Raw genomic sequence first — 21890 nt, 5'->3', positions numbered from 1 at the left:
AAGATAAAAAATGCCCGTCTTTACTGAGCTTTTATTGCGCTTTCAAGAGATTGAAACTGAATTGCTGCTGCGGGTCATACCAGGTTTGCTGGAGCGCAAAGCCGGTGTTTAAACCGAGCGAGTTGATTTGCTCAAGGTCGAATTTGTAAGAATTCTCCTTATGAATACTTTCGCCTTTTGCAAAATGGACGCGCAATTCCAAGGCTTTCAAGGTGACTGTCTGTTCTTCTTTGCTCACCAGATGCATTTCGACCCGTCCAAATTTTTTATTGTAGATGGCGCGATGTTGAAATTTTCTTAAATCGAAATCCGCATTCAACTCGCGATTCATGCGCACCAGCAAATTGAGATTAAAAGCGGCGGTGACGCCCAGCGCATCATCATAGGCGGGAATTAAAATCTCTTCGGATTTTTTCAAATCGGCACCGAGCAACAGCGCGTCTCCGACTTCAAGGATGCTGCGAACCTGTTGCAAAAAATTCATCGCCTCATCTTCGCTGAAATTGCCGATATTCGAGCCTAAAAATAAAACTACCGTGTGTTCGTTTTCATCAGCTTTAACAATCGACCGCAACGCTCTGAAATAGTCGGCGGCATAGGCTGTGATGCGTAAGCGATCATAATTTCCCAGCAACTCTTCGCTGCTGCGGCGCAAACTCTCTTCGGAAATATCTATCGGCAGATAGTGCAAAGTGGTTTGGCGTTTTAATAATGCTTCAAGCAGAAAGCGCGTCTTTTCCGCATTGCCGCTTCCGAGTTCGACGATACGCGAAGGCAAGGGTAAGTGGCTGACGATTTCATCCGACTGATTTTGTAAAATCGATTTTTCGGCGCGGGTTAAATAGTATTCCGGCAACAGGCAAATCGCTTCAAACAAGCGTGAGCCTAAATCATCGTACAAATATTTTGGTAAAAGGTATTTCTGTTTTGCGGTTAACCCCTGGCGAACGTCTTCGCTGAATGCATTGACATCACCGCCTTGAGCAAATTTATGTAGCGTTAATCTTTCTCCGGTTTCGTTGTGTGTGTGTAAAGGCATGTTGTCCTCTCTGCTCTTTATTATTGGTCACTAAAATGCTGCTGTTGATTCTAACCAGCAAATACGATTCTCGCAAAACAGATGGTTTTTGACTTCATAAAATGAATGCCGCTTTGCGTAATTTATCTTCCAACCGGGCGTGAAAGTTATTGCGGCAGCGAGTCGTTGAATTTATAACCGACTCCCCAGACCGTAAGGATATATTTAGGTTTTCTTGGATTAGCTTCGATTTTGGTTCTGAGGCGATTGACGTGCGGGTCAATGTTGCGATTGTAGCCTTCGTAGGAAGTATCCCAGATGGCATTTAATAAATCATTGCGGGCGTAAACGAATCCGGGTTTTGCTGCCAGCAGTTTGAGAATATTGAATTCGATTGGCGTCAACGAAACTTCCTTGCCATCAACCGCGACGCGGTGACGCAGCAAATCAATTTCAAGTCCGCCGTGTTTAATCGCTTCCGGTTCGGCTGGCGTCTCTTCGGCTGGCATCCAGTTATAGCGTTTAATCAAGGCATTGAGGCGCAATTCGAGTTCAACGACATCAAAGGGTTTCGGTAAATAATCATCCGCGCCGCCGGAAAATCCTTGAATTTTGTCTTCGATGGCATTTTTTTCGGTGAGCATAATGATGGGCGCTTTCACACCTTTTTCTCTCAGCAAATGACAAAGTCTGAATCCGTCGATTCCGGGCATCACCACATCGAGCAAGATTGCCTGCAATCCGGGTTGAAGCCCTTTTTCCAAACCTTGAATGCCATCCGTCGCTTCTTCGACTTCATAACCCTGATTGCGCAAATGCGATACCACCATCGTGCGAATCGAAGTGTTGTCATCGACGACGAGAATTTTTTTCTTTTGAGAAAACTCCATCAATGATTCGTTCACCGTTTAAGCCCAAGAAATTTTATATTCACCAGGTTCGTAATGAAGAAACCTTCAGCTTGTCGAATGAGAAATTATGCTTGTTGGTGAGAAATTATTGCAAACAGAATCAGTCAGGTTGATTTGTGACCGGTGAGCAGGTGAAGGAAAGCGATTTTCTCTTAACAAAAATAGACTTGCTAAAAGTCAACAATTTATCCTTACCATTTACCAGCGATTCACTTTATGAGTGTGCCGGTAAAACCAACCACTGACCCAACAGTAGCTCTTTAAGTTGCCATTGCCGGTAATTTATTTTTCCGGTATTTCAAAAATTTTTCCTGAAGCGTTAAACCGTCCGCTGACAAGCCCGCTAGTCTTCGCGTCCGCTCGTCCGCTAAATCCCGGTTGCTTGCCGCCAATACTCACTAAAAATTCGCCGGGTTCAATGATGCGCCTGCCTCGCTCATCAATAAGCGACATCTGTCTTGCGGAAATTTTAAACGTCAGTTTTTGCTTTTCACCGGGCTTTAGAAAAACGCGCTGGATGCCAACCAGCGAACGAATCGTCACAGGGACGTTTGCAACCACATCGGTCAAATAAACCTGCGTGACTTCATCACCGGCGCGATTGCCAAGGTTTTGCACATTCACACTCACCTCTAAATCATCGCCGGTCTTTATACCTGATTTAGTGAATTTCAATCCGTCGTATCTGAATGTGGTGTAGCTCAGACCAAAACCAAACGGATAGAGCGGTTCACCTCTGAAATAACGATAGGTGCGCCCCTGCATTCGATAATCTTCAAATGGCGGCAACTGGTCTGCGGATTTATAAAACGTCACAGGCAATCGCCCGCCGGGATTATAATCACCGAATAACACATCAGCGATTGCGGTTCCGCCTTCTTCGCCGGGATACCACGCCTCGAGAATTGCTGAAACATTGGCATCCGCCCAATTAACTGCAATCGCGCTGCCGTTGAGCAAAACAAGAATCATGGGTTTGCCGGTTGCGCGAACGGCTTTTAATAAACTCTCCTGGGCTTTCGGTAAATCAAGCGTGGTGCGGTCGCCACCGCGAAAACCTTCGATTTTTACCGGCATCTCTTCGCCTTCAAGGGTTGGTGAAATGCCGATGAACATCACCACGGCATCGGCTTGTCGCGCAGTTGCAACGGCTTCTTCAATCAGACGTTCGGTAAATCGCGGAAATGCCCAGACGAATTTCGCAATCGCCGAACGGGTGTCATCGTAATACTCGAAGCGAATATCATAGTCGCGCCCGGCTTCAAGGGTGACCTCTTTCAGGGTTGTGCGAATTTGATTTGCCTGTTCGACTGCCCAGGCATCAATCAATAATTTGCCGTCGAGATAAAGGCGAACGCCATCATCGGCGATTGCGCCAAGTTGATATTTGCCAGATTCGGGGGGCGTGAATTTGCCCGTCCAACGCACCGAAAAATTATCCTCATTGATTTGTGGTGCAGGTCTCCCACGACTCCAATCAAAATTGATTTGCTCGTCGGTGCGAACCAGCGCCGGTTGCCCTTGTAAATTTTTGTTATTGAAATATTCACCTTTAAAACCTGCCTGCGAACCTTTGCCATTGGTTGTCAAGGTTGACGCGAAAACCGGCGCAGCTTCTTCGCCGGTGAGGGTTGAGCCAAGCGCATATAGAACTTTTGTTGAGGGCGACACTTTTGCTTTAATGCCTGCAAGCGGCGTGGTGGATTTCGAGGGTTGTCCGTTGTAATTTCCAAGCAGGACTTCGGGCGCATCGGCATTGGGACCGATGACGGCAAGCGTTTTAATCCCCTTTTTCAGCGGCAACGTGTTGTTTTCATTTTTTAACAGCACGATGGATTCGCGTGCCGCTTTGAGCGCCAGTTCGCGATGCGCAGGTGAATCATTTTCCGAAAAGGGAATTCGCGCATAGGCAACTTTCTCCGCTGAGTCGAACATTCCCAGACGAAATCTCGCGGTCATTAAACGTTTAAGTGAAACATTGATTTCCGCTTCGCTGATTAAGCCTTCTCTGACAGCTTTCACCAGTGATCTATATTCACCTCCGCACGATAAATCGGTTCCGGCTTTAACAGATATTGCCGAAGATTCGGCTTCATTTTTAGTGACTTTATGAAAGATGTGGATGTTATAAATCGCGCCGCAATCGGAAACCACATGACCTGTGAAACCCCACTCGGTCCTCAATATGTCGGTCAAATTTTTATTCGCGCAACACGGTTCACCATTGGTGCGATTGTAAGCGCACATCACGGCAGCGGCTTTGCCTTCGATGACCGTCGCGCGAAAGGCGGGCAGATAAGTTTCGCGTAAATCTCGTTCACTGACGACGGCATTGAATCCGTGACGTTCAGGTTCGGGCCCGCTATGCACTGCATAATGTTTGGGCGTCGAAACCACTTTCCAATAATTTGGGTCATCGCCTTGTAAACCTTTAACGAACGCCACACCGAGTCGTGAAGTTAAGTAAGGGTCTTCGCCAAAAGTTTCCTGTCCGCGCCCCCATCTGGGGTCACGAAAGATGTTGATGTTGGGACTCCAAAAGGTCAGCCCTTTGTAACGACCGCGTTCATTGTTGCGGACAAATTCATGGTGTTTGGCGCGCGCTTCGGTTGAAGCGACATCGGCGACATCGTGAAGCAGTTTTTCATTCCAGGTCGCGGCAAGACCGATAGCCTGCGGAAAAACGGTTGCATAGCCGGCGCGAGCAACCCCGTGCAGGGCTTCATTCCACCAATCATATTCGGGAATGCCGAGGCGTTCGATAGCCTCGGCGTTGTTGACCATTTGCGAAACTTTTTCTTCCAATGTCATTCGCGAAATCAGATCGTCAACTCGACGTTCGATTGGCAATGAAGCGTCTTTATAGGGAAGCATGGTTTGTCCGCTTGAACGGATTTGCCGCACATCAAGCAATAAACTGAAAGCGAAAAACAAACCACACAATGCCAGCCAGCGAAATCGGCTCATAATTTTTCCTCCCGGTAAATTCACAGTGAATAAATTCTCAAGCATTATCCGTCTTTGCAAATTGAAACCTGAATTTTTATGCTAACGATGAACCTCGCGCAAAAATTTGCGCCTGATTTCAACTAAGGTGGGTCACACGCTTGTGATAATATCAGCCTTTCAAACCGCAATTGAATAAATTTTGCTCGCCATTCCGCAAGTCATTACATCTGGAGGTGGGCAATCGCTAAAGGAGAGAAGGTGACTCGAACACTGAGCATTTTTGTATTAGTTGGCGCATTGCTGGCAGGTTGCATAACCCATGCCAGTCAAGCGCAGTCTTCAGATTCAGATAAATGGGTAGATTATGCTTCGGCAGATTATGACATTCTGCCAAACCTTACCTATGCAATAGCCAACAATAGCGAATTAAAACTTGATTTATATCTCCCCAGAAATCGCAGCACCCCTTTGCCAACTTTGATGCTCTTTCATGGCGGCGGCTGGGTTGACGGGGCGAAAGAGCGCAATGTGATGCAACTCCTGCCTTACCTCTCCTTTGGTTGGGCGGTCATCAATGTAGAGTATCGTTTGGCGCGCAATTCTTTAGCTCCGGCTGCGGTTGAAGATTGTCGTTGTGCGCTTCGCTGGGTGATGTATCACGCGAAAGATTACAATCTGGATACTGCAAAAATTATTTTAACCGGTGGTTCCGCAGGAGGGCATCTGGCGCTAATTACCGGAATGTTGCCCGCACAGTCTGCATTTGACCGGCAATGTCCAACTGATAGCAGCACGCGCTGGCGCGAAGGCAGCGAACCGCAATTGAAAGTCGCTGCAATTATTAACTGGTACGGCATCACCGATGTTGCCGATTTATTGGAAGGCACCAATGCCAAACACTATGCCATCGAATGGTTCGGCAGTTTAACTAATCGACAGGAACTTGCCAAACAGCTTTCGCCAATTAATTACGTTCGCGCAGGGCTTCCGGCGATTATTACTCTTCACGGTGATGGCGACGATGTTGTGCCCTATGCCCATGCGACACGTCTTCACGAAGCATTGGATAAAGCCGGTGTCGTTAATCAACTGGTTACGGTTCGCGGCGCAAAACATGGCGGATTTAATCGACAACAGATGATCAATGGATTTACCGAAATCAGAACCTTTCTGCGTAAACAAAAGCTTTTGAAGGCAGAATAATGCAGTTAAGATTCGCAAGGTCTGCAAATGATTACCGACCCTATTAAAAATGTTTGAGGAGAGAGTTGAAATATGAAGCGTAAGATTTTGGGGTTCGTCATTTTTCTGGTCGCAGGGCTACCTGGCGGTTCGGGCAACACTCAGGCGCAGCATTTGTCCGAAGCGACTTCGCAAACCAAAGAGATTGCCGTCACTATTGATGATTTGCCGCTTAATGGCTCACACATTGAACTCAAACGATTGCAGACGATGACCGATAAAATTCTAAGCGGCATTAAGCACTATAAAATTCCAACTGTCGGATTTGTAAACGAATCGCTGCTTTATACACCCAATGAAACCGATGCGCGGATTGCCCTCTTAAAAGCCTGGTTTGATTCGGGAGTCGAACTTGGCAATCACACCTTTTCGCATATGGGGTTCAAGGACAATTCGCTTGCCAATTATCAGGATGATTTCATTCGCGGGGATGCCTTCATCAAAATATTAATGAAGCAACGGGGGCAAGCGGTCAGGTATTTTCGTCATCCATTTTTGCAAATGGGCAACACGCCTGAAATTGAAAAATCATTTGAGAAATTTATTGCTGAACGCGGTTACCAAATCGCACCCGTGACTATTGACACGATGGATTGGATGTTTCTGGCGGCTTACGGCAAAGCCAAAAATCAAGGCGACAGTGAAATGGTAAAACGTGTGTCTGAGGAATACTTGAAGTTCGTTGATTTGAAGTTTGCTTTTTGCGAACAACTGACCGGTGAACTATTCGGTTATCCGATAAAACATATTCTTCTTCTGCACGCCAATGAACTCAACGCCGATAATTTTGACGGTCTGGTGAAAATAATAAAAAATCGCGGCTATCAATTTATTACTTTGGAAGCGGCATTAAAAGACCCGGTTTATCGCTTTCCCGATACTTACATCAGCACCTCAGACTGGTTAGCGCAATGGGCTTTCAATAAAGGAAAAAAATTTGCCCCGTCACCGTCGCCGCTGGAGTTCATTCAGAAAGCCTTTTCGGACGCTCAGAAATGATCAGGCTGATTTCATCCGTTCTTTTATTGCATATCCATGACTATTAACAATCATCACCAACTTCTGAAATCCAGCCTTCAGGTTTTGCTTGTGGCGATTATTTTCGCCGGAACTCAAGCACAAGCAGAGGACGGTTATCGTTTGTGGTTACGCTACGATTTATTGCCTGAGCAATCCCTCAAGGTCTATCAAGCACAACTTAAATCAATACTAATTGAAGGCGATTCGCCAACCTTAAAGGCAATTCGTAATGAATTGATGGATGGCTGCAATGGTTTACTCGGTCGCGCGATTCCCTTTACAAATACCGTTGAAGGCAACGGCGCATTGATTATCGGAACTCCGACGAGTTCGCCGATGATTACGAGTCTCAAATGGCAACGACAATTGAATGCCTTAGGCGCAGAAGGTTTCATCATACGTTCGACGAAAATCAATAATCATTCTGTCACCGTGATTGCCTCGAACGGTGAAACCGGATTGCTTTATGGCGCATTCCATTTTTTGCGTTTAATGCAAACCCTGCAACCGATTCATCAATTGAATGTGAGCCAAAAGCCGCGCCTGCAACTAAGAATGCTCAATCATTGGGACAATCTCGACGGCAGCATCGAACGCGGCTATGCGGGAAAATCTTTGTGGAACTGGCAGGAGTTGCCTGACCGCATCGATTCCCGACTCCGCGATTATGCGCGCGCCAACGCATCGCTTGGCATCAATGCGACGGCGCTAAATAACGTCAACGCCAATGCCCAGATTTTAAACGCCGAATACTTACACAAGGTCGCGGCAATCGCGGCGGTCTTTCGCCCTTATGGTATTCGCGTTTTTTTATCGGCGCGATTTTCTGCACCGATGGAATCAGGCGGCTTGAAAACCGCTGACCCACTCGACACAGATGTTGCTGCATGGTGGAAGAAAAAAGCCGACGAGATTTACCAACTCATTCCTGATTTTGGTGGCTTTCTGGTTAAAGCCAATAGCGAAGGTCAACCGGGACCGCGAACCTATAATCGCAATCATGTTGACGGCGCGAATATGCTGGCTAAGGCAGTGGCTGCGCATCAGGGCATGGTGATTTGGCGGGCATTTGTTTACGACATGAAACCGGGTTATGACCGCGCCGGCGCGGCGTATGAGAACTTGCAACCGTTTGACGGGAAATTTGCTGCGAATGTTTTATTGCAAGTTAAAAACGGCCCTATTGATTTCCAACCGCGTGAGCCTTTTCATCCGCTGTTTGGCGCGATGCCGAAAACTCAGGTGATGCCGGAATTGCAAATTACTCAGGAATATCTTGGTTTTTCCAATCATCTGGTTTTTCTTGCAGAGATGTGGCGCGAAATTCTCGACTCTGATACCTATGCGAAAGGGCGCGGTTCGACAGTTATCAAAGTTGTTGATGGCAGTTTGTTCAAACAAAGACTCACAGGCATTGCCGGTGTTGCCAATACCGGAACCGATACCAACTGGACGGGGCATCATTTTGCGCAGGCAAACTGGTATGCCTTTGGGCGACTCGCCTGGAATCCCGATTTGTCTTCCAAACAGATTGCCGAAGAGTGGGTGAAGATGACCCTGACGCGCGAGTCGCAGGCTGCTGAAACTTTGGTTCAGATGCTGCTTGAATCTCACGAAGCGTTGGTCGATTATATGACGCCGCTTGGTTTGCATCACATAATATGGGGCGGGCATCATTACGGACCTGCGCCCTGGTGGGACACGGAAAAACGTGATGACTGGAATCCCACTTATTATCACAAAGCTGATGAACGCGGCATCGGCTTTGACCGTACCAAAACCGGCAGCAACACGGTGAGTCAGTATTTTCCGCCGGTGCGCAATCGCTTTGCTAATGTATCCAGGTGTCCTGAAAAATTCCTGCTCTGGTTTCATCACCTCCCTTGGGATTATCGAATGCGTTCAGGTCAGACATTGTGGGATGAATTAGCATTGCATTACCAACGTGGCGTTGACTGGACGCGAGCCGCACGCAAAAAATGGGACTCGATGGGTAATGTGATTGACGCGCAACGTCACGCCGAAGCAGCGAAGAAGTTAGCGATACAAGAGCGTGATGCCATTCATTGGCGTGATGCGGTGTTGCTCTATTTTCAAAGCTTTTCCAAACGACCGCTTCCGAAAGGCGTAGAGCCACCGCAGAAAACCCTTGAGGAATACAAAGCTAAAAGTTTGGATTGGTAATCTGTCGGTCGCCCGACAGGGATGGCATAGCATAATTGACGCCCGTGCTCATGCTTGGGCAACAGGGGGCTACCCATGAAGATTGTTGATATTCGAGCGACAACTGTTACCGTCCCGCTTGAAGCGCCGCTGCGCCACGCCAACGGCTGCCATTGGGGGCGTTTTGTGCGCACTATCGTTGAGGTTGAAACCGATGAAGGAATCATCGGGCTTGGTGAAATGGGCGGTGGCGGTGAATCGGCGGAATCGGTGTTTCGCGCCATGAAAAATTATCTTGTCGGGCATGACCCCGCGCGACTTGAAGAGATGCGCTTTCTGATTGCCAATCCGACAGCCTCGCTTTATAACAATCGCACACAAATTCTCGCGGCGCTTGAATTCGCCTGTCTCGATATTCTTGGACAAAAATGGAATGTACCGGTTTCGGAAATTCTCGGCGGTCGATTGCAGGAACGTGTGCCTTTCGCATCCTATCTTTTCTTTCGCTATCCGAATCCCCAAGATGGCACAGGTGAAGTCCGAACTGTTGAACAACTCGTAGCGCATGCGCGTGAGTTAAAAGCGCGCTTCGGGTTCACTTCACACAAACTTAAAGGCGGCGTATTTGCGCCTGAATATGAATTGGAAGGCTATCGCGCGGTTGCTGCTGCGCTAGATGGCGATAGGTTTCGCTTCGATCCGAATGGCGTCTGGTCAACTGAGCAAGCCATCTGGTTCGGGCAACAAATTGCAGACATAAAAAACGATTATCTGGAAGACCCGGTGTTCGGGTTGAACGGCATGCGACGGGTGCGTGAAAAAGTGCGAATGCCGCTTGCGACCAACACAGTGGTTGTCAATTTTGAACAACTCGCAACTAATGTTTTGAATACGGCAGTTGATGTCATCTTGCTTGATACGACTTTTTGGGGCGGCATTCGTGCCTGCGTTAAAGCCGCAGGCATCTGCGAAACTTTTCAACTCGGGGTTGCGGTGCATTCATCCGGTGAACTCGGCATCCAACTCGCAACCATGTTGCACCTCGGCGCAGTGATTCCGAATCTATCGTTTGCAGCCGATGCGCATTACCATCACCTTATCGACGACATTATCGAAGGCGGAAAATTTCAATATGAGAATGGCTCGATTGCGGTTCCCACAGGCGCAGGACTCGGTGTAAAACTCGACCGTGATAAATTGATGGACTATAGCGCGCTTTATAAACGATTGGGGGCTTATCCATACGATCAAGACCCCTTGAGGATTGGATGGACGCCGACGATTCCCAATAATCGTTGGGCTGACCCGTTGGATGCGAGGCAGCCCACTAATATCGCTTTTTGATTATTGAATGTAAAAATGGTGACTGATCAAATGGTCTCTTTCTTAATCTCATCTCACCGCGCAAGCCACATCTTGATGCTTTTTGTCACCATCTCTGAGGCGTCCTGTTGCACAAAGTGACCAGCGCCGGGAATGGTGACAAGGGTTAAATCTTTTTCCACCCACTCCCAGGTATTATTCAATGCCCCGGCAAGCAGCGCCGTATCGCTGAGTCCATGAATTAACAGCACAGGCATTTTAATTTTAATCACCGGCGACGGGTCTTCTTGATAAGGCTCACGCGGATAGTTGCGTTTGTAATAGTTGAGCATCGCTTCAAAATCGGAACGCTTGAAGGCTTCAATATATTTTTCACGAGCCTTTGGGTCTTTCACCCAACGCGCCAAGCCCTCAGCCGTGAGTTGTTTTTCAGCACCCTCTTTTTGAAAAGCGCGCGCATAGGCACTGTTTTGCTGTTGCTTGGGATTGGTTGCGAGTTCGCGCGCCAGTCCTCGCGGATGCGGTAAGTTGAGAATAATTAATTTCTCGGTCATATCAGGCATTGCCATCGCAAATGACCAGGCTACGAAACCGCCCCAATCGTGGCCGACAATGATGGCTTTATCTTTACCGAGATGTTTGATGACCGCAGCAACATCACTCACCAAAAATTTAATATCGTAATTTTCTACACCCTTGGGTTTGTCGCTGAGGTTGTAACCGCGCTGGTCAATGGCTACAGCTTGATAGTTCGCAGAAAGCGCCGCCATTTGATCGCGCCAAGTATACCAGAAATCCGGAAAGCCGTGAATCATGACAATGAGCGGTCCTTGACCAATGCTGGCATAGTGAATTTTCACACCACTATTATCTGCATACCCGTGCTTAACCTTGCTCTCAAAATCCGTATCAGCCTGAGCTGTTGGGTTGCATAGAAGAAAGACCAACGACAACAAGAATGCGACGAATAGTTCTTTCATTAGGCTTAATCCTCTCTTGTATCAATAATTCGGAAATCGTGGCTCATGTTGTATAAGAAAAACGAAAAGCGGACAAGCCCTCCTCTTTGATTTTTACTCAAAGTTAAAGCTTGTCCGCGAATCTGTTTTGGAATTGATTGGCAACTCCTCATTGAATGCCAATCGGTGAAAACTGTTTCGTGAGTTCTTCTACATCAATCGCATCGGCATGACGATATAGCGATAATCGCAACCTTCATCTTTTGCCGGGCGAATTAATGCAGGGCTTTGTTCATCTTTAAATTCAATCACCACTTCATCGGAACTGACGACATTGAAAAAGTCCAGGAGGTATTGCGCATTAAACCCGATAAAGACGCTTGCATCTGTGTAATCAATCGGAATGGTTTCGCGCAGTTCACCGACATCGGCGCTTTGCGAGGTGATATTGAGTTTGGATTTTTCAAACTCAAATTTCACACTATGACTTCTTTCATCAGCCATCAAAGCCGCGCGTTTGATTGCCTGCGCAATTCGCTCTGTATTAAGCGGCACCGCTTTATCATTGTTTTTAGGAATGACCAGTTCATAGTTGGGAAATTGCCCGGCTAGTTTCCTGGAGGTAAATCTCCTTGCGCCAATTTTGAAATAGAGATGATTTTCATCAGTCGCAAACTCCATAGGTTCTTCTACTCCGGTTGTGAGTTTCAAAATTTCCGACAAGGCTTTTTTAGGAATAATGAAACTCTTCTTTTCAGCAACCTGATTTTGTTCATGGGCAACGCTCGCTAAGGCTAAACGGTGACCGTCGGTTGCTACCATTTCCAGCTTATCGACATCTGTAACGAACATCGCTCCGTTGAGCGCATAACGCGATTCTTCCTGAGTGATGGCATAGATGGTTCTTTGAATCAGGTTGTTCATTACGCTGGCTGATAAGGTTGTGTCGTAGTTTTCTGCCATTGTTGTTGACGGAAAATTTTCTTTTGATTGCCCGACAATTTTAAATTCTGAAGAGCCACACAAAATTTTTACCCAGTCATTGTCTTCTTTTAGGAAATGGATTTCGGCATCCGGCAGGTTGCGAACAATATCAAATAATTTCTTTGCCTGAACCACAACGGCTCCCGGTGTAGCGACATCCGCTGCACAAACAGTCTGAAGCGAAATATCAAGGTCTGTAGCCAAAAATGCGATGGTCGAAGCATCTGTGGCTTCTATTAGTATATTAGAGAGTATTGGAATGGTGTTCTTTTTTTCCACAACTCCCTGTAAGGCATTCAACTCCTTTAGTATTTCCGCTTTATTAATACTGAATTTCATAAAAAGCTCCTTTCAACTCATTTTTTTACTCATTCCTTTATTCTTTAAGAATTTTCCTCAACGACTGCCTCTTATACTAATTTTCCTAATAAAAAAAATACTATTTTCTATAGTAGTAGTAGTAGTGGCTGTGGAAAAGTGGAGCCATACATCTAAATTAAGAAAATAAAGAGCTATTTGTAAATTCAGGTTGTGGAAAACCCTGTTGTAAACTTGTGGAAAAAACGCCTTTTCTGTGGAACCTTTTTCTAAACTAGATTTTTTCAACAGGTTCCACAGCGGTTCCACAACACCTAACTGTGGAAAAAACTAGTATTTTATTTAATATCAACAATTAAACTGTTGATAACCTTGTGGAAAACCTTATCTGTCTTACAAAGCTGAGCAATTTTATTTATGCTGTGCAAAACTGTTGTATGATGTTTTCCACCAAATTCTCGACCTATCTCTGGAAGACTGGTTTTTGTAAGTGATTTACATAAATACATTGCTACCTGTCTTGGCACTGCAACACTGCGGGAATTATTCTTCGATTTAAGGTCTGACACCTTTAAACCATAGTAGTTCGCGACTACTTTTTGAATTTGAATGATGGTAATGCCAGCACTTTCTTCTTCAATAATATTCTTGAGAACCTCCTGGGCAAGCTCTATCCCTAAAGGCAAACCTTTCAGTGAAGCATAAGCAACAAGTCTTACCAGCGACCCTTCTAACTCGCGTATATTCGATTTTATTTTACTGGCTATAAACAAGGCTACATTATCCGGCAGATCTATTTTTTCTAATTCAGCCTTTCGTTTTAAAATTGCAACCTTAGTTTCTAGATCAGGTGGCTGAATATCTGCAATTAATCCCCATTCAAACCGGGAATGTAAACGTTCTTCCAGTGTGGGAATCTCTCGTGGCGGACAATCACTTGAGATAACGATTTGTTTTTGCGAATCATATAGCGCATTAAAAGTATGGAAAAATTCTTCCTGGGTTCGCTCCTTGCCGGCAATGAATTGAATATCATCCATCAATAATATATCAATATTTCGATATTTTTCTCTAAAAGTAATGGTTTTATCGTAACGTATGGCATTAATCAGCTCATTCATAAACTTTTCCGAAGAGATATAAGCCAGCTTTACCTTATTATTTCTACCCTTAATCGCATGCCCAATGGCATGCATTAAGTGAGTTTTCCCCAAGCCTACACCGCCATAAATATATAGTGGGTTATAGGTTTTAGATGGCATATCCACGACAGCCAGGGAGGCTGCATGAGCAAATTGATTACAGGAACCAACCACAAAAGTTTCAAATGTATATTTTGGGTTGAGCAGCGGTTCAACATTTTCCAGTTCAAACGCTGGCTGGGTTCCCGTTACGGTCAGATCATGAAAATTAATCAATGGTGGTTTAGCAGGCTTATTCGCAATTTGTGAATTGCCATTATTAACTACCCCCTCAGCTTTTCCTTTTTCTTCAATTAAGAAGCTTAAATTATAGCCGTCCAAATCCAATTCTCTGATAGACTCTTCTAAAACATCTGAATAATTATTGATTATCCAATCTCTACAAAATTCATTGGGTACTTTTAGCAAAAAAGTGGAATTATCAATTGCCGCATAAGAAATCGGTTTAAACCAGGTATTGAAACTTTGATAATTTACCCTTTTGGAAATAGAAGATAGAATCGCTGAGAGCAAGTCCGATTGCATTTTAGGTTACCGCCTGTTTACTTAAATTTTTTGTGAGTGAAAATGCTGAATATACTTACTCAAAATGCCAATACGAAAGCGCATTAACTTAACTAAGTGGTTGAGAATTGGAGATGACAAATTTGAGTTAAGCCGTTTTCACTCTATCACAAATCATACTTCTTGAGCAAACGGAAGTTAAGGCAATAAAAGGATTATATCCTAAGCTATTATTTATACTTTTTAAATGGGAGGCAGAAGGTATACTGCCTTCAAAATTTATTTTTTAGTGTGAAAGCTGATTACAAAAAGGATAGTTTATGTATTCCAAATAGTTTCACGTGAAACTATTTGGAATACGCAGAGTATTTTTCTGGTTATAATTTTTTTTCAACCTAATTGAAAGAAAACGATGAAAGCACAGTAGATGAGGTAAACCTTGCTCACCTTTTAAAAAAGTGAAAACATTGACAGGGGGCGTAAAATAACCTTGTTGCCCTGATATTACGGATAAAAGTTATTTTTAAATTGCCCCCTCGGAAAATAATTCATGCAAATACCGATTCTAAACCAAAAAAGAAAAGTCTTGTTTGCCTTTGAGGAAACTTCAAAAAATATCATACAGGCATATGGTAAATTGGCTTCCAATGATTTTAACCAGGCACAGGCGCTTTTTGATCAATCAATAAATCTTCTCGATTCGGAGATTTGCAGAAAAATGGTTGCTGATGATGTTTTAACCAGTAATAAGTGGAAAAAAGAGTATACGGAAGCGCTTTTAGGGAAGGCTAAAACACTATTTGCTTTGGAAAAACATAGTGGAGCTTATCATCAAGCAGAAAGATTGTTAAATGAAGGATTTAAAATAAGGAATGAGTGGTTGGAAGGGCATGAATTAATGGCGCAATATGCCTTAGCTATAGGATTTGGAAAAGAGGCTCGAGAACACATAAAACGGATATTATCAATAGACCCAAATTATAATAATGCAGTTCATTTAATGGCGGTTGCCGATTTCGAGTGTGGTGGTTATCAGGAAGCGGTTAAAAAATTCAGTACACTTCCGGAATCATCCAATACACTTTGTTATACAGCTCGCTGTTACTTAAAAGTTGGGGATTTCGATTCTGGAATAACGCTTCTTGAGCGTGCCGAGGCGCGTTTTGGTGAAAATTATGAGATTAATTATTTCTTGGGTTGCGCTTATGGATGGTCTGGTCGCTTCGACGATGCGCGACGCATCTTGGGCCAACTGATTCGCTGGGTTCCTCGCCGTCCGGAGCCTTTAATTCAATTGGGAAATGTGTGTTTGATGTCAGGATGGTATGAGGAAGCAGAACGCTTTTACAAAGAGGCTTTGAAATATAATCTCCAAAATGTAGAGACAATTTTTTATGGACTCGCAACCATCTGTCTTTTGACCAATAGAGTTTTCGAGTTTACTGATTATCAGCAAAAAATCGAGGTGAATAAAAATGCCACAGACCTAAATTATTGTCTGCTCGCAGCACAAATGGAATTGAATAATGATCTTGAGAAAAGCCTAATGCAGTATGAATTAGTCCAATCAGTCGAGCTGTTAGGTATTGTGAAATTAAGGATGGGGTTGTTGCAATTTAAATTAAGAAATTATCCCGCTGCTTTGTGGAGCCTGAAGCAATCATCTCAATATCACCCCAATGATAAACACCTAATTAAAATGCTTGGGGCAGCGGCAATTTTTTCCGGTGAATACGCTGAAGCGATTAAATACTGGGGGCGTTTAAGTGAGGAAGATGGGATTCCTAATGAGGCTTTTAAAAATGCTTTTCAAGGTCTGATTCAGCAATTGATAACTAGAAGATTGATTGATGAAGCAATCCTCTGGTTGGAAAATTATATTGAAAAGAATAAAGATGAAGACATCTCCAAAAAACTTGCTGAAATTTGTTTTACATATGCAATTGATTTATTAAGCCAAAAGCAGCCAGATTTTGAAAAGATAAAAAAATTACTAAATACAGGTAAGTTTATTACAAATAATTTAAAGTATGATTATGGTTTGAGTTTAGTAGATTTAAAACAGAAAGATTATGCAATCGCAGTGGAGAGATTGCGGTTCATTCTGGCAGCAAATTCAATTAATCCAGGTGCCAGTTACCATCTGGGATTAGCACTGTATTTAGCAGACGAAGTAACGGCTGCTGAAAATGTCCTCAGACATGGCGTGGCTGTAGCTTATAAACAGCCCAAAAAAAGCGGTCGGTTAAAAATCGCATTAGCTTACGTGCTGATGGTTCAAAAGCGCTACAACAAGGCGATAATAACTTTAGACGAACTATTAACTGGCGAAGAGAAGCAACCCACAGCGATAATTGAAACTGCATTAGATTTAAAAATTCGCTGTTTAGCATTAAGTGGGAAGTGGGAAGCCGCCGAGCGCCTGGCGGTCAAACTGCTCCCACATCGGCAGTTTGAAACGGCAAATGTGATTTTAGGAAAGCGCTGTCTTGAAATGGGAGATTATTTTGCGGGATTTTTATTAATAGAAAGCTGTTTAATTAAAAGCCAACCTGACAGTTTTGCAAGCCTGGGATTGAATAAAAAGATGCAGGATGCGCTTGCACAACTTGCCGTAAAAATCGCTGTGACAAATATTCTCAATCAGAGATTAGATGATGCTAAATCAATCATTGAGCGAACACTGGCATTGATTGATCAAACCAATGATATTGAAAAACCCCTAAGAGTTTTTTACAAAGCCTTAGAAATGGATGATAGGCAGGTCATCAAGAATTTAGCGGATATTTATAAAGATGTGCCCGTCAAGTTGGAATTACAAGCAGATGATTTCACTCCTTCAGATAAATATATTCCCATCGTTTTGCCAGCCAAATTGCCCTCCATCGAGAATATAATTGAAGCGCCAAAGTTTAATCCCGCAGATTGGGATGCTTCACCTTATCCAAACCCGATGGTTTTCTTTGATCGTTAAATAGATAGCTTATTTGCCTGCGAAGAGTGCCGCTTCACCCGCTGTAATAATCAAAAAGCCACGGTTGTGAGTTATTTTATAAGGAACGTTGTGCGATGCATCAAGAACGATGCGCACGACGCCATCGGATGGTTGACCAACTCGCACTTTTGAGATAGCTGATGAGTTGACCCGCAGAGTTTTGTATCCAATAGCGTTTTCTGCTCCGATGACATCGACAACAATGCGTGAAGGATTGCGCAAAGTGAAATCTGAATACTGGGCTTGGGTATTGGTTTTTACGAATACCTGGACGCCGTTGCCAAGCGCTTTGGCGCTGATGCTGCCAACGATGGATGACGACGGCAAAGGAAATTCCCTGGTTTTATTTAGTATTTGCGCATCAGCATTGGCTATCGTTTCCCTATTAAAAGGCTCGACATCGACGGTGTTTGAGGCGAGTTTTGCAGTATTGATAACCCGAAGGCTGAAAAGCCCTAGCGATTGGTATTTATGTTCGGGAATTTTTATCAGCAATTCATCAGTAGTTAAACTGTCAGGTTTTTGCCTGAATAAAACGGCTCCAGCCTTAATGAATTCAACAACATTGCCTTCTTGAAAATTTGAACCGCCAATTTTAATCCGCAAATTCCCTGCTTCGTTCTTCGCAGGCTTAATAATAACCCGACTGATTTGCGGCGCGGCACGAGTTCCTTGAGGCTTCGCTTCATCGGTTGACGCGGTTCTCACATTAAATTTCCAGCCGCCGCGTTCAATAAGTTCGGTCAGCTTTCCATCCAAAGCAATTTCCAAAGTTTTGCTAGAACGGAAGCGCACACGCGAGGCATCAATTTGAATTTGATTGCCCGCGCCATCGCGCATTGTCACCCTCGGAATGGCTTTGGATACCGGCGTCATTATCGTTGAGCGATTGCTGGAGAGAGCAGGTGGATTTGGAGAAGGAGTTGTCAGGTTCTCAGCTAGTGAATAGTCCGGTTTTAAAATACGTTCATCAGTTTCTTGAGAACTGACGAAATCGAAATCAATAATTGAAATTTCATCACGATGGGCATTGCGTTTTGCAGCAATAATTTTCTGTGCAGCGCCATTAAAAGCAATGCTCATCAATTCCCCGCCGAGCAAAAGATGCGAATGCAATTCACCGGTTGCCGTATTGAATGCAAAAAGCATCCCGCTTTTTGCGCCCACGAAAGCCAACGAAGCATCATCATTAAATACAACATTATTGATGTCAGAAAACTCGATTGGCTCCGGCGGGTCGAAAATGCTTCGCCCTTGTAGTTGGCCTCTGGAACCGACAGCAATCATCACGCCGCCAGATTGATTAGCAGTTGTTGAATGCGTGCGAGTGATGGCGATTAATTCTTCGCGATTTTGATTTCGGGCAAGCGAAATTCGCTGTGGTGAGGGAAACACTTTCAAGGTGCTGAGCAATTCGCCAGTCGTAACCTCAATCGCAAACAGGGATTCACCTTGGCTCGCAGCGATGTAGGCAATACGCCCGTCAATACTTAGCGCAGGATTGTTTGATTCAGCAAAATGTGCATTTTTAGGCGCAAATGTTGATATTTGAGTTAAAAGTCCGTTCGCGTCGAGTTTAATGATTGAAAGCGTATTGGCTGCTGCGCTGGCTACGGCAATAAAGTGATTAGCTCCGACATTTCGTAAAGCGATCTCCGATGGTTGTCCCGCAAGGGTTAATTGTCCGATGATTTGTCCGGTAGTTGTGCTGAATGAATAGAGCATTGATTGGTTGAAACTTGAAGCAATCAGACCAAAGCGTCCATCGCTAGTCAGATGAGCGCGCGAGGCAGGCGTTAAGCGAGCGGTTTTCGGCAAAATCGTCAGCGCGGCAATTTCCAATTCTTTGGGTCTGGTGGCATCAATTATGGAAACACTTGCAGGTTTATCATGTTCAGGGTCATTGACTGCCGGTACAGCGAGCAACCGGCGAGAGTCGGTTTCAACCAGGGAAATAGCTCCAGCGTTTTCGCCCACCACTACCGAAGACATGATTCTGCCCGTTACTGTGCTAAACGACAGGGCTGAACCTGTCGTCGCAGAGGCGATGAACCCAACCTTGCCATTGACAGTTAAAACCGGGAAACAACGTTCATCAATAATTGCCTCCGATGGTAATAAGACGCTGCGGCTTTCTCCAAATTTTGTGCGGTCACCGTTGACCTGAACAGCGATTATACAAAAGAAAAAAAGACTAACAGCAAGCGTTAATTGTTTCCAACAGACCTTCATTGCTCGCTCCTACACAAATTGGTTGATTGAGTTAAGGCTAATGAACCACAAAGGGGCATTCGACAATGCCAGGCACTCGGTTACTAAATTGCTTCCCACCAAGCTGCAAAGCCTAACGTTTGAGGAGGCATTATCATAGCCTAACGGGCAACCCCGCACAATAGAGAGGGCAGAGACCTTCATTACAGATAATCGACACTCTGAAACCCCGTTTCCATCATATGCCAGGCATCAACCCAACTCAATACTTTTTACCTGTTTGGGTAACTTAACCAATCACAACCGAAATTTTGTATCGTCAGTATGATTTATCAAAGGAATGAGGAAAATTGGGTTTGATAAAACCCCCAAAAATAATTGAGACGATTACGAATGTTGACAGGCAAACTCCAGTCATCTATCTTGGTGACTCGAAATATTTTTTGCAACAACGGTACAAAAATTTGCGTAGCCAATTTGGGTTACACAGAAAGTCTTATGAAAAGCTTTACCGCACAACTTACGGAAACCGCTAAAAGCGTCGCTGTACAACTCGTTTGTACTGAGCAACCGCTTTACGTCCAGTCCGCAGACTGGCGAATGGTGCGCTCAATTCACCTGGAAAAACAGGTTTTGCAAAAACCGTGAAAGATAAAAAACTTCAAGCACGAAAGCCGCCAGCATCGAGTTTGATGTTGGCGGCTTTTGAATTTTCAGGAGTGTTATGGCTTCGGCAACCTATAAACAATTGCTCACTCACAATCAAGATTTTCGACGGCTCTGGTCAGGTCAGGTCATCAGTGAACTCGGCAACTGGTTCTCATTTATTGCAGAACTCGGACTCGTCAGAATGTTTTCGGGTTCGGCAATCGCCACCACCGCCTTGATGGCGGCGCGTATGCTTCCCTTTCTGTTGGTCGCGCCCTTTGCAGGGGTGTGTGCAGACCGTCTGCCGCGCAAAAAAATAATGATCATCACCGATTTACTGCGCGCAGCGATTGCCATCGTTTATATTCCGGCGATGGCATACGGGCAGGTGTGGGTCATTATTCTTTGCAGCTTTGTGATGCTGTCGCTCACCATGTTTTTTGATGCGGCGAAAAACGCAGCAACTCCCAATATCGTAAACTCGCGTGAATTGCTTACTGCTAATGTTCTCATGCTTTCAAATCGCTTTTTGCAATACACCTTGGGTGTGGCGCTCGGCGGACTGGTAGCGGCGCAGTTTGGTTACACGACGGCTTTCGTGGTGAATTCAATCTCGTTTATTGCGTCAGCATTGTTTATCGCGCCGATATCCGGGGCGAAGATGCGCAAACCGGTTGAAGAAAATCTGTTATCCGCTAATGAACAGAATAATGTCAATCCGTTGACGGTTAATCAGTTTACAAATCAAGCATCAACTGAAAAACCTAAGATACATTTCTTTGCGGATTTGCGCGAAGGTCTGTCATACATCTGGGCAACGCCTTTTGTGCGTGCGGTCATATTAGTCAACATCGCCTGGGCAACTGGCGGAGGGATGCCGAATATTTTATTCGAGCAAATCGGTGGGCACGTTTTCAAAATCGGGGAACGCGGCGACTGGAGCGTTGCAGCGATGTTTGCCTCGGCAGGCTTGGGAGTATTTTTAGGCATGGTGCTGGCGCGTCGTGCCGGAGATTATCTCGTCGAAGAGAAAAAGGCTGCCTACTTCATCGGCTGGTCGTTGCTCGCGCATGGAATTTTATTTGCGGCAGCGGGTTTGATGTCATCCTTATTTACCATGCTGCCATTTATTGCTGCCAGTCGTTTCCTGTTAGGGTTGGAATTCGGGGTGCAGGAAACCATGGTGATGCGCGTCTTACCTGATGATTATCGCGGACGGGTGTTTACCACTGACCGCTCGTTGGAATTTGGCATGATGACCTTTTCAATGGGCGTGGCGACTTGGTTATTGAATTCGATAACCCCGCTACAGGCAATCATCGTGTCCGGTTTGCTGTCGGCAACGCCCGGTCTGTGGTGGCTCATCGCCATCAGCTTCGCAAAATTCCGCGTCCCCTCAAACGCCGTCCGCGAAAGCTTCGGGGATTAAATCGAGAAGCGGTA

Annotated in this window: 14 protein-coding genes; 7 read left to right on the top strand and 7 right to left on the bottom strand. The window is 44.9% G+C overall.

Features of this window, described 5'->3' with window-relative positions; genetic code table 11:
* Positions 1-31: 31 nt before the first annotated feature.
* The 3 genes from egtD to AB1757_21040 form a co-directional block, all read right to left on the bottom strand.
* Positions 32-1039: an L-histidine N(alpha)-methyltransferase gene (gene egtD, locus AB1757_21050; protein MEW6129541.1), complete on the bottom strand. Its 1008-nt coding sequence runs from the start codon at positions 1037-1039 to the stop codon at positions 32-34.
* Positions 1040-1185: 146 nt separating this feature from the next.
* Positions 1186-1923: a response regulator transcription factor gene (locus AB1757_21045; protein MEW6129540.1), complete on the bottom strand. Its 738-nt coding sequence runs from the start codon at positions 1921-1923 to the stop codon at positions 1186-1188.
* A gap of 288 nt (positions 1924-2211) precedes the next feature.
* On the bottom strand, positions 2212-4896 hold the full coding sequence (locus tag AB1757_21040) for a glycoside hydrolase family 3 C-terminal domain-containing protein (protein MEW6129539.1): 2685 nt from the start codon (positions 4894-4896) through the stop codon (positions 2212-2214).
* Positions 4897-5136: 240 nt separating this feature from the next.
* Here AB1757_21040 and AB1757_21035 point away from each other — a divergent pair, with 240 nt between their 5' ends.
* The 4 genes from AB1757_21035 (at position 5137) to AB1757_21020 (ending at position 10647) form a co-directional block, all read left to right on the top strand.
* Complete coding sequence (locus AB1757_21035) at positions 5137-6081, top strand: alpha/beta hydrolase (GenBank protein ID MEW6129538.1); 945 nt, start codon at positions 5137-5139, stop codon at positions 6079-6081.
* Positions 6082-6153: 72 nt separating this feature from the next.
* On the top strand, positions 6154-7119 hold the full coding sequence (locus AB1757_21030) for a polysaccharide deacetylase family protein (GenBank protein MEW6129537.1): 966 nt from the start codon (positions 6154-6156) through the stop codon (positions 7117-7119).
* A 36-nt stretch (positions 7120-7155) separates the two neighbouring features.
* Positions 7156-9324 carry an alpha-glucuronidase family glycosyl hydrolase gene (locus tag AB1757_21025; GenBank protein ID MEW6129536.1) on the top strand — a complete coding sequence of 723 codons (2169 nt, stop codon included), beginning with the start codon at positions 7156-7158 and terminating at the stop codon, positions 9322-9324.
* Between the two features lie 75 nt (positions 9325-9399).
* Positions 9400-10647, top strand: a complete 1248-nt coding sequence (locus AB1757_21020) for an enolase C-terminal domain-like protein (protein MEW6129535.1) — start codon at positions 9400-9402, stop codon at positions 10645-10647.
* A 53-nt stretch (positions 10648-10700) separates the two neighbouring features.
* Here the strand turns inward: AB1757_21020 and AB1757_21015 are convergent, their stop codons facing one another.
* The 3 genes from AB1757_21015 to dnaA all read right to left on the bottom strand — a co-directional run bounded on the left by AB1757_21015 (position 10701) and on the right by dnaA (position 14614).
* The gene (locus AB1757_21015; protein ID MEW6129534.1) at positions 10701-11606 is read right to left on the bottom strand and encodes an alpha/beta hydrolase; all 906 of its coding nucleotides are present in this window, start codon (positions 11604-11606) and stop codon (positions 10701-10703) included.
* Positions 11607-11795: 189 nt separating this feature from the next.
* Entirely contained in the window at positions 11796-12908 is a 1113-nt protein-coding gene (dnaN, locus tag AB1757_21010; GenBank protein MEW6129533.1) for a DNA polymerase III subunit beta, read from the bottom strand.
* Positions 12909-13225: 317 nt separating this feature from the next.
* A complete protein-coding gene (gene dnaA / locus AB1757_21005; protein MEW6129532.1) occupies positions 13226-14614 on the bottom strand; it encodes a chromosomal replication initiator protein DnaA in 1389 nt (462 codons plus the stop codon).
* 529 nt (positions 14615-15143) lie between these two features.
* Between dnaA and AB1757_21000 the strand changes: the two genes are divergently transcribed.
* A complete protein-coding gene (locus AB1757_21000) occupies positions 15144-17567 on the top strand; it encodes a tetratricopeptide repeat protein (protein ID MEW6129531.1) in 2424 nt (807 codons plus the stop codon).
* A 9-nt stretch (positions 17568-17576) separates the two neighbouring features.
* Here the strand turns inward: AB1757_21000 and AB1757_20995 are convergent, their stop codons facing one another.
* Positions 17577-19820: an AMIN domain-containing protein gene (locus AB1757_20995; protein ID MEW6129530.1), complete on the bottom strand. Its 2244-nt coding sequence runs from the start codon at positions 19818-19820 to the stop codon at positions 17577-17579.
* Positions 19821-20297: 477 nt separating this feature from the next.
* Between AB1757_20995 and AB1757_20990 the strand changes: the two genes are divergently transcribed.
* Both AB1757_20990 and AB1757_20985 read left to right on the top strand, forming a co-directional pair.
* The gene (locus AB1757_20990) at positions 20298-20447 is read left to right on the top strand and encodes a hypothetical protein (protein MEW6129529.1); all 150 of its coding nucleotides are present in this window, start codon (positions 20298-20300) and stop codon (positions 20445-20447) included.
* A gap of 76 nt (positions 20448-20523) precedes the next feature.
* Positions 20524-21876, top strand: coding sequence for an MFS transporter (locus AB1757_20985; GenBank protein MEW6129528.1), 1353 nt, complete (start codon positions 20524-20526; stop codon positions 21874-21876).
* Positions 21877-21890: the final 14 nt, after the last annotated feature.

This window comes from Acidobacteriota bacterium, assembly GCA_040754075.1.
GTDB lineage: Bacteria > Acidobacteriota > Blastocatellia > UBA7656 > UBA7656 > JBFMDH01.
The sequence above is the reverse complement of the archived record's forward strand: the minus strand, read 5'-3'. Positions and strand labels throughout refer to the sequence as shown.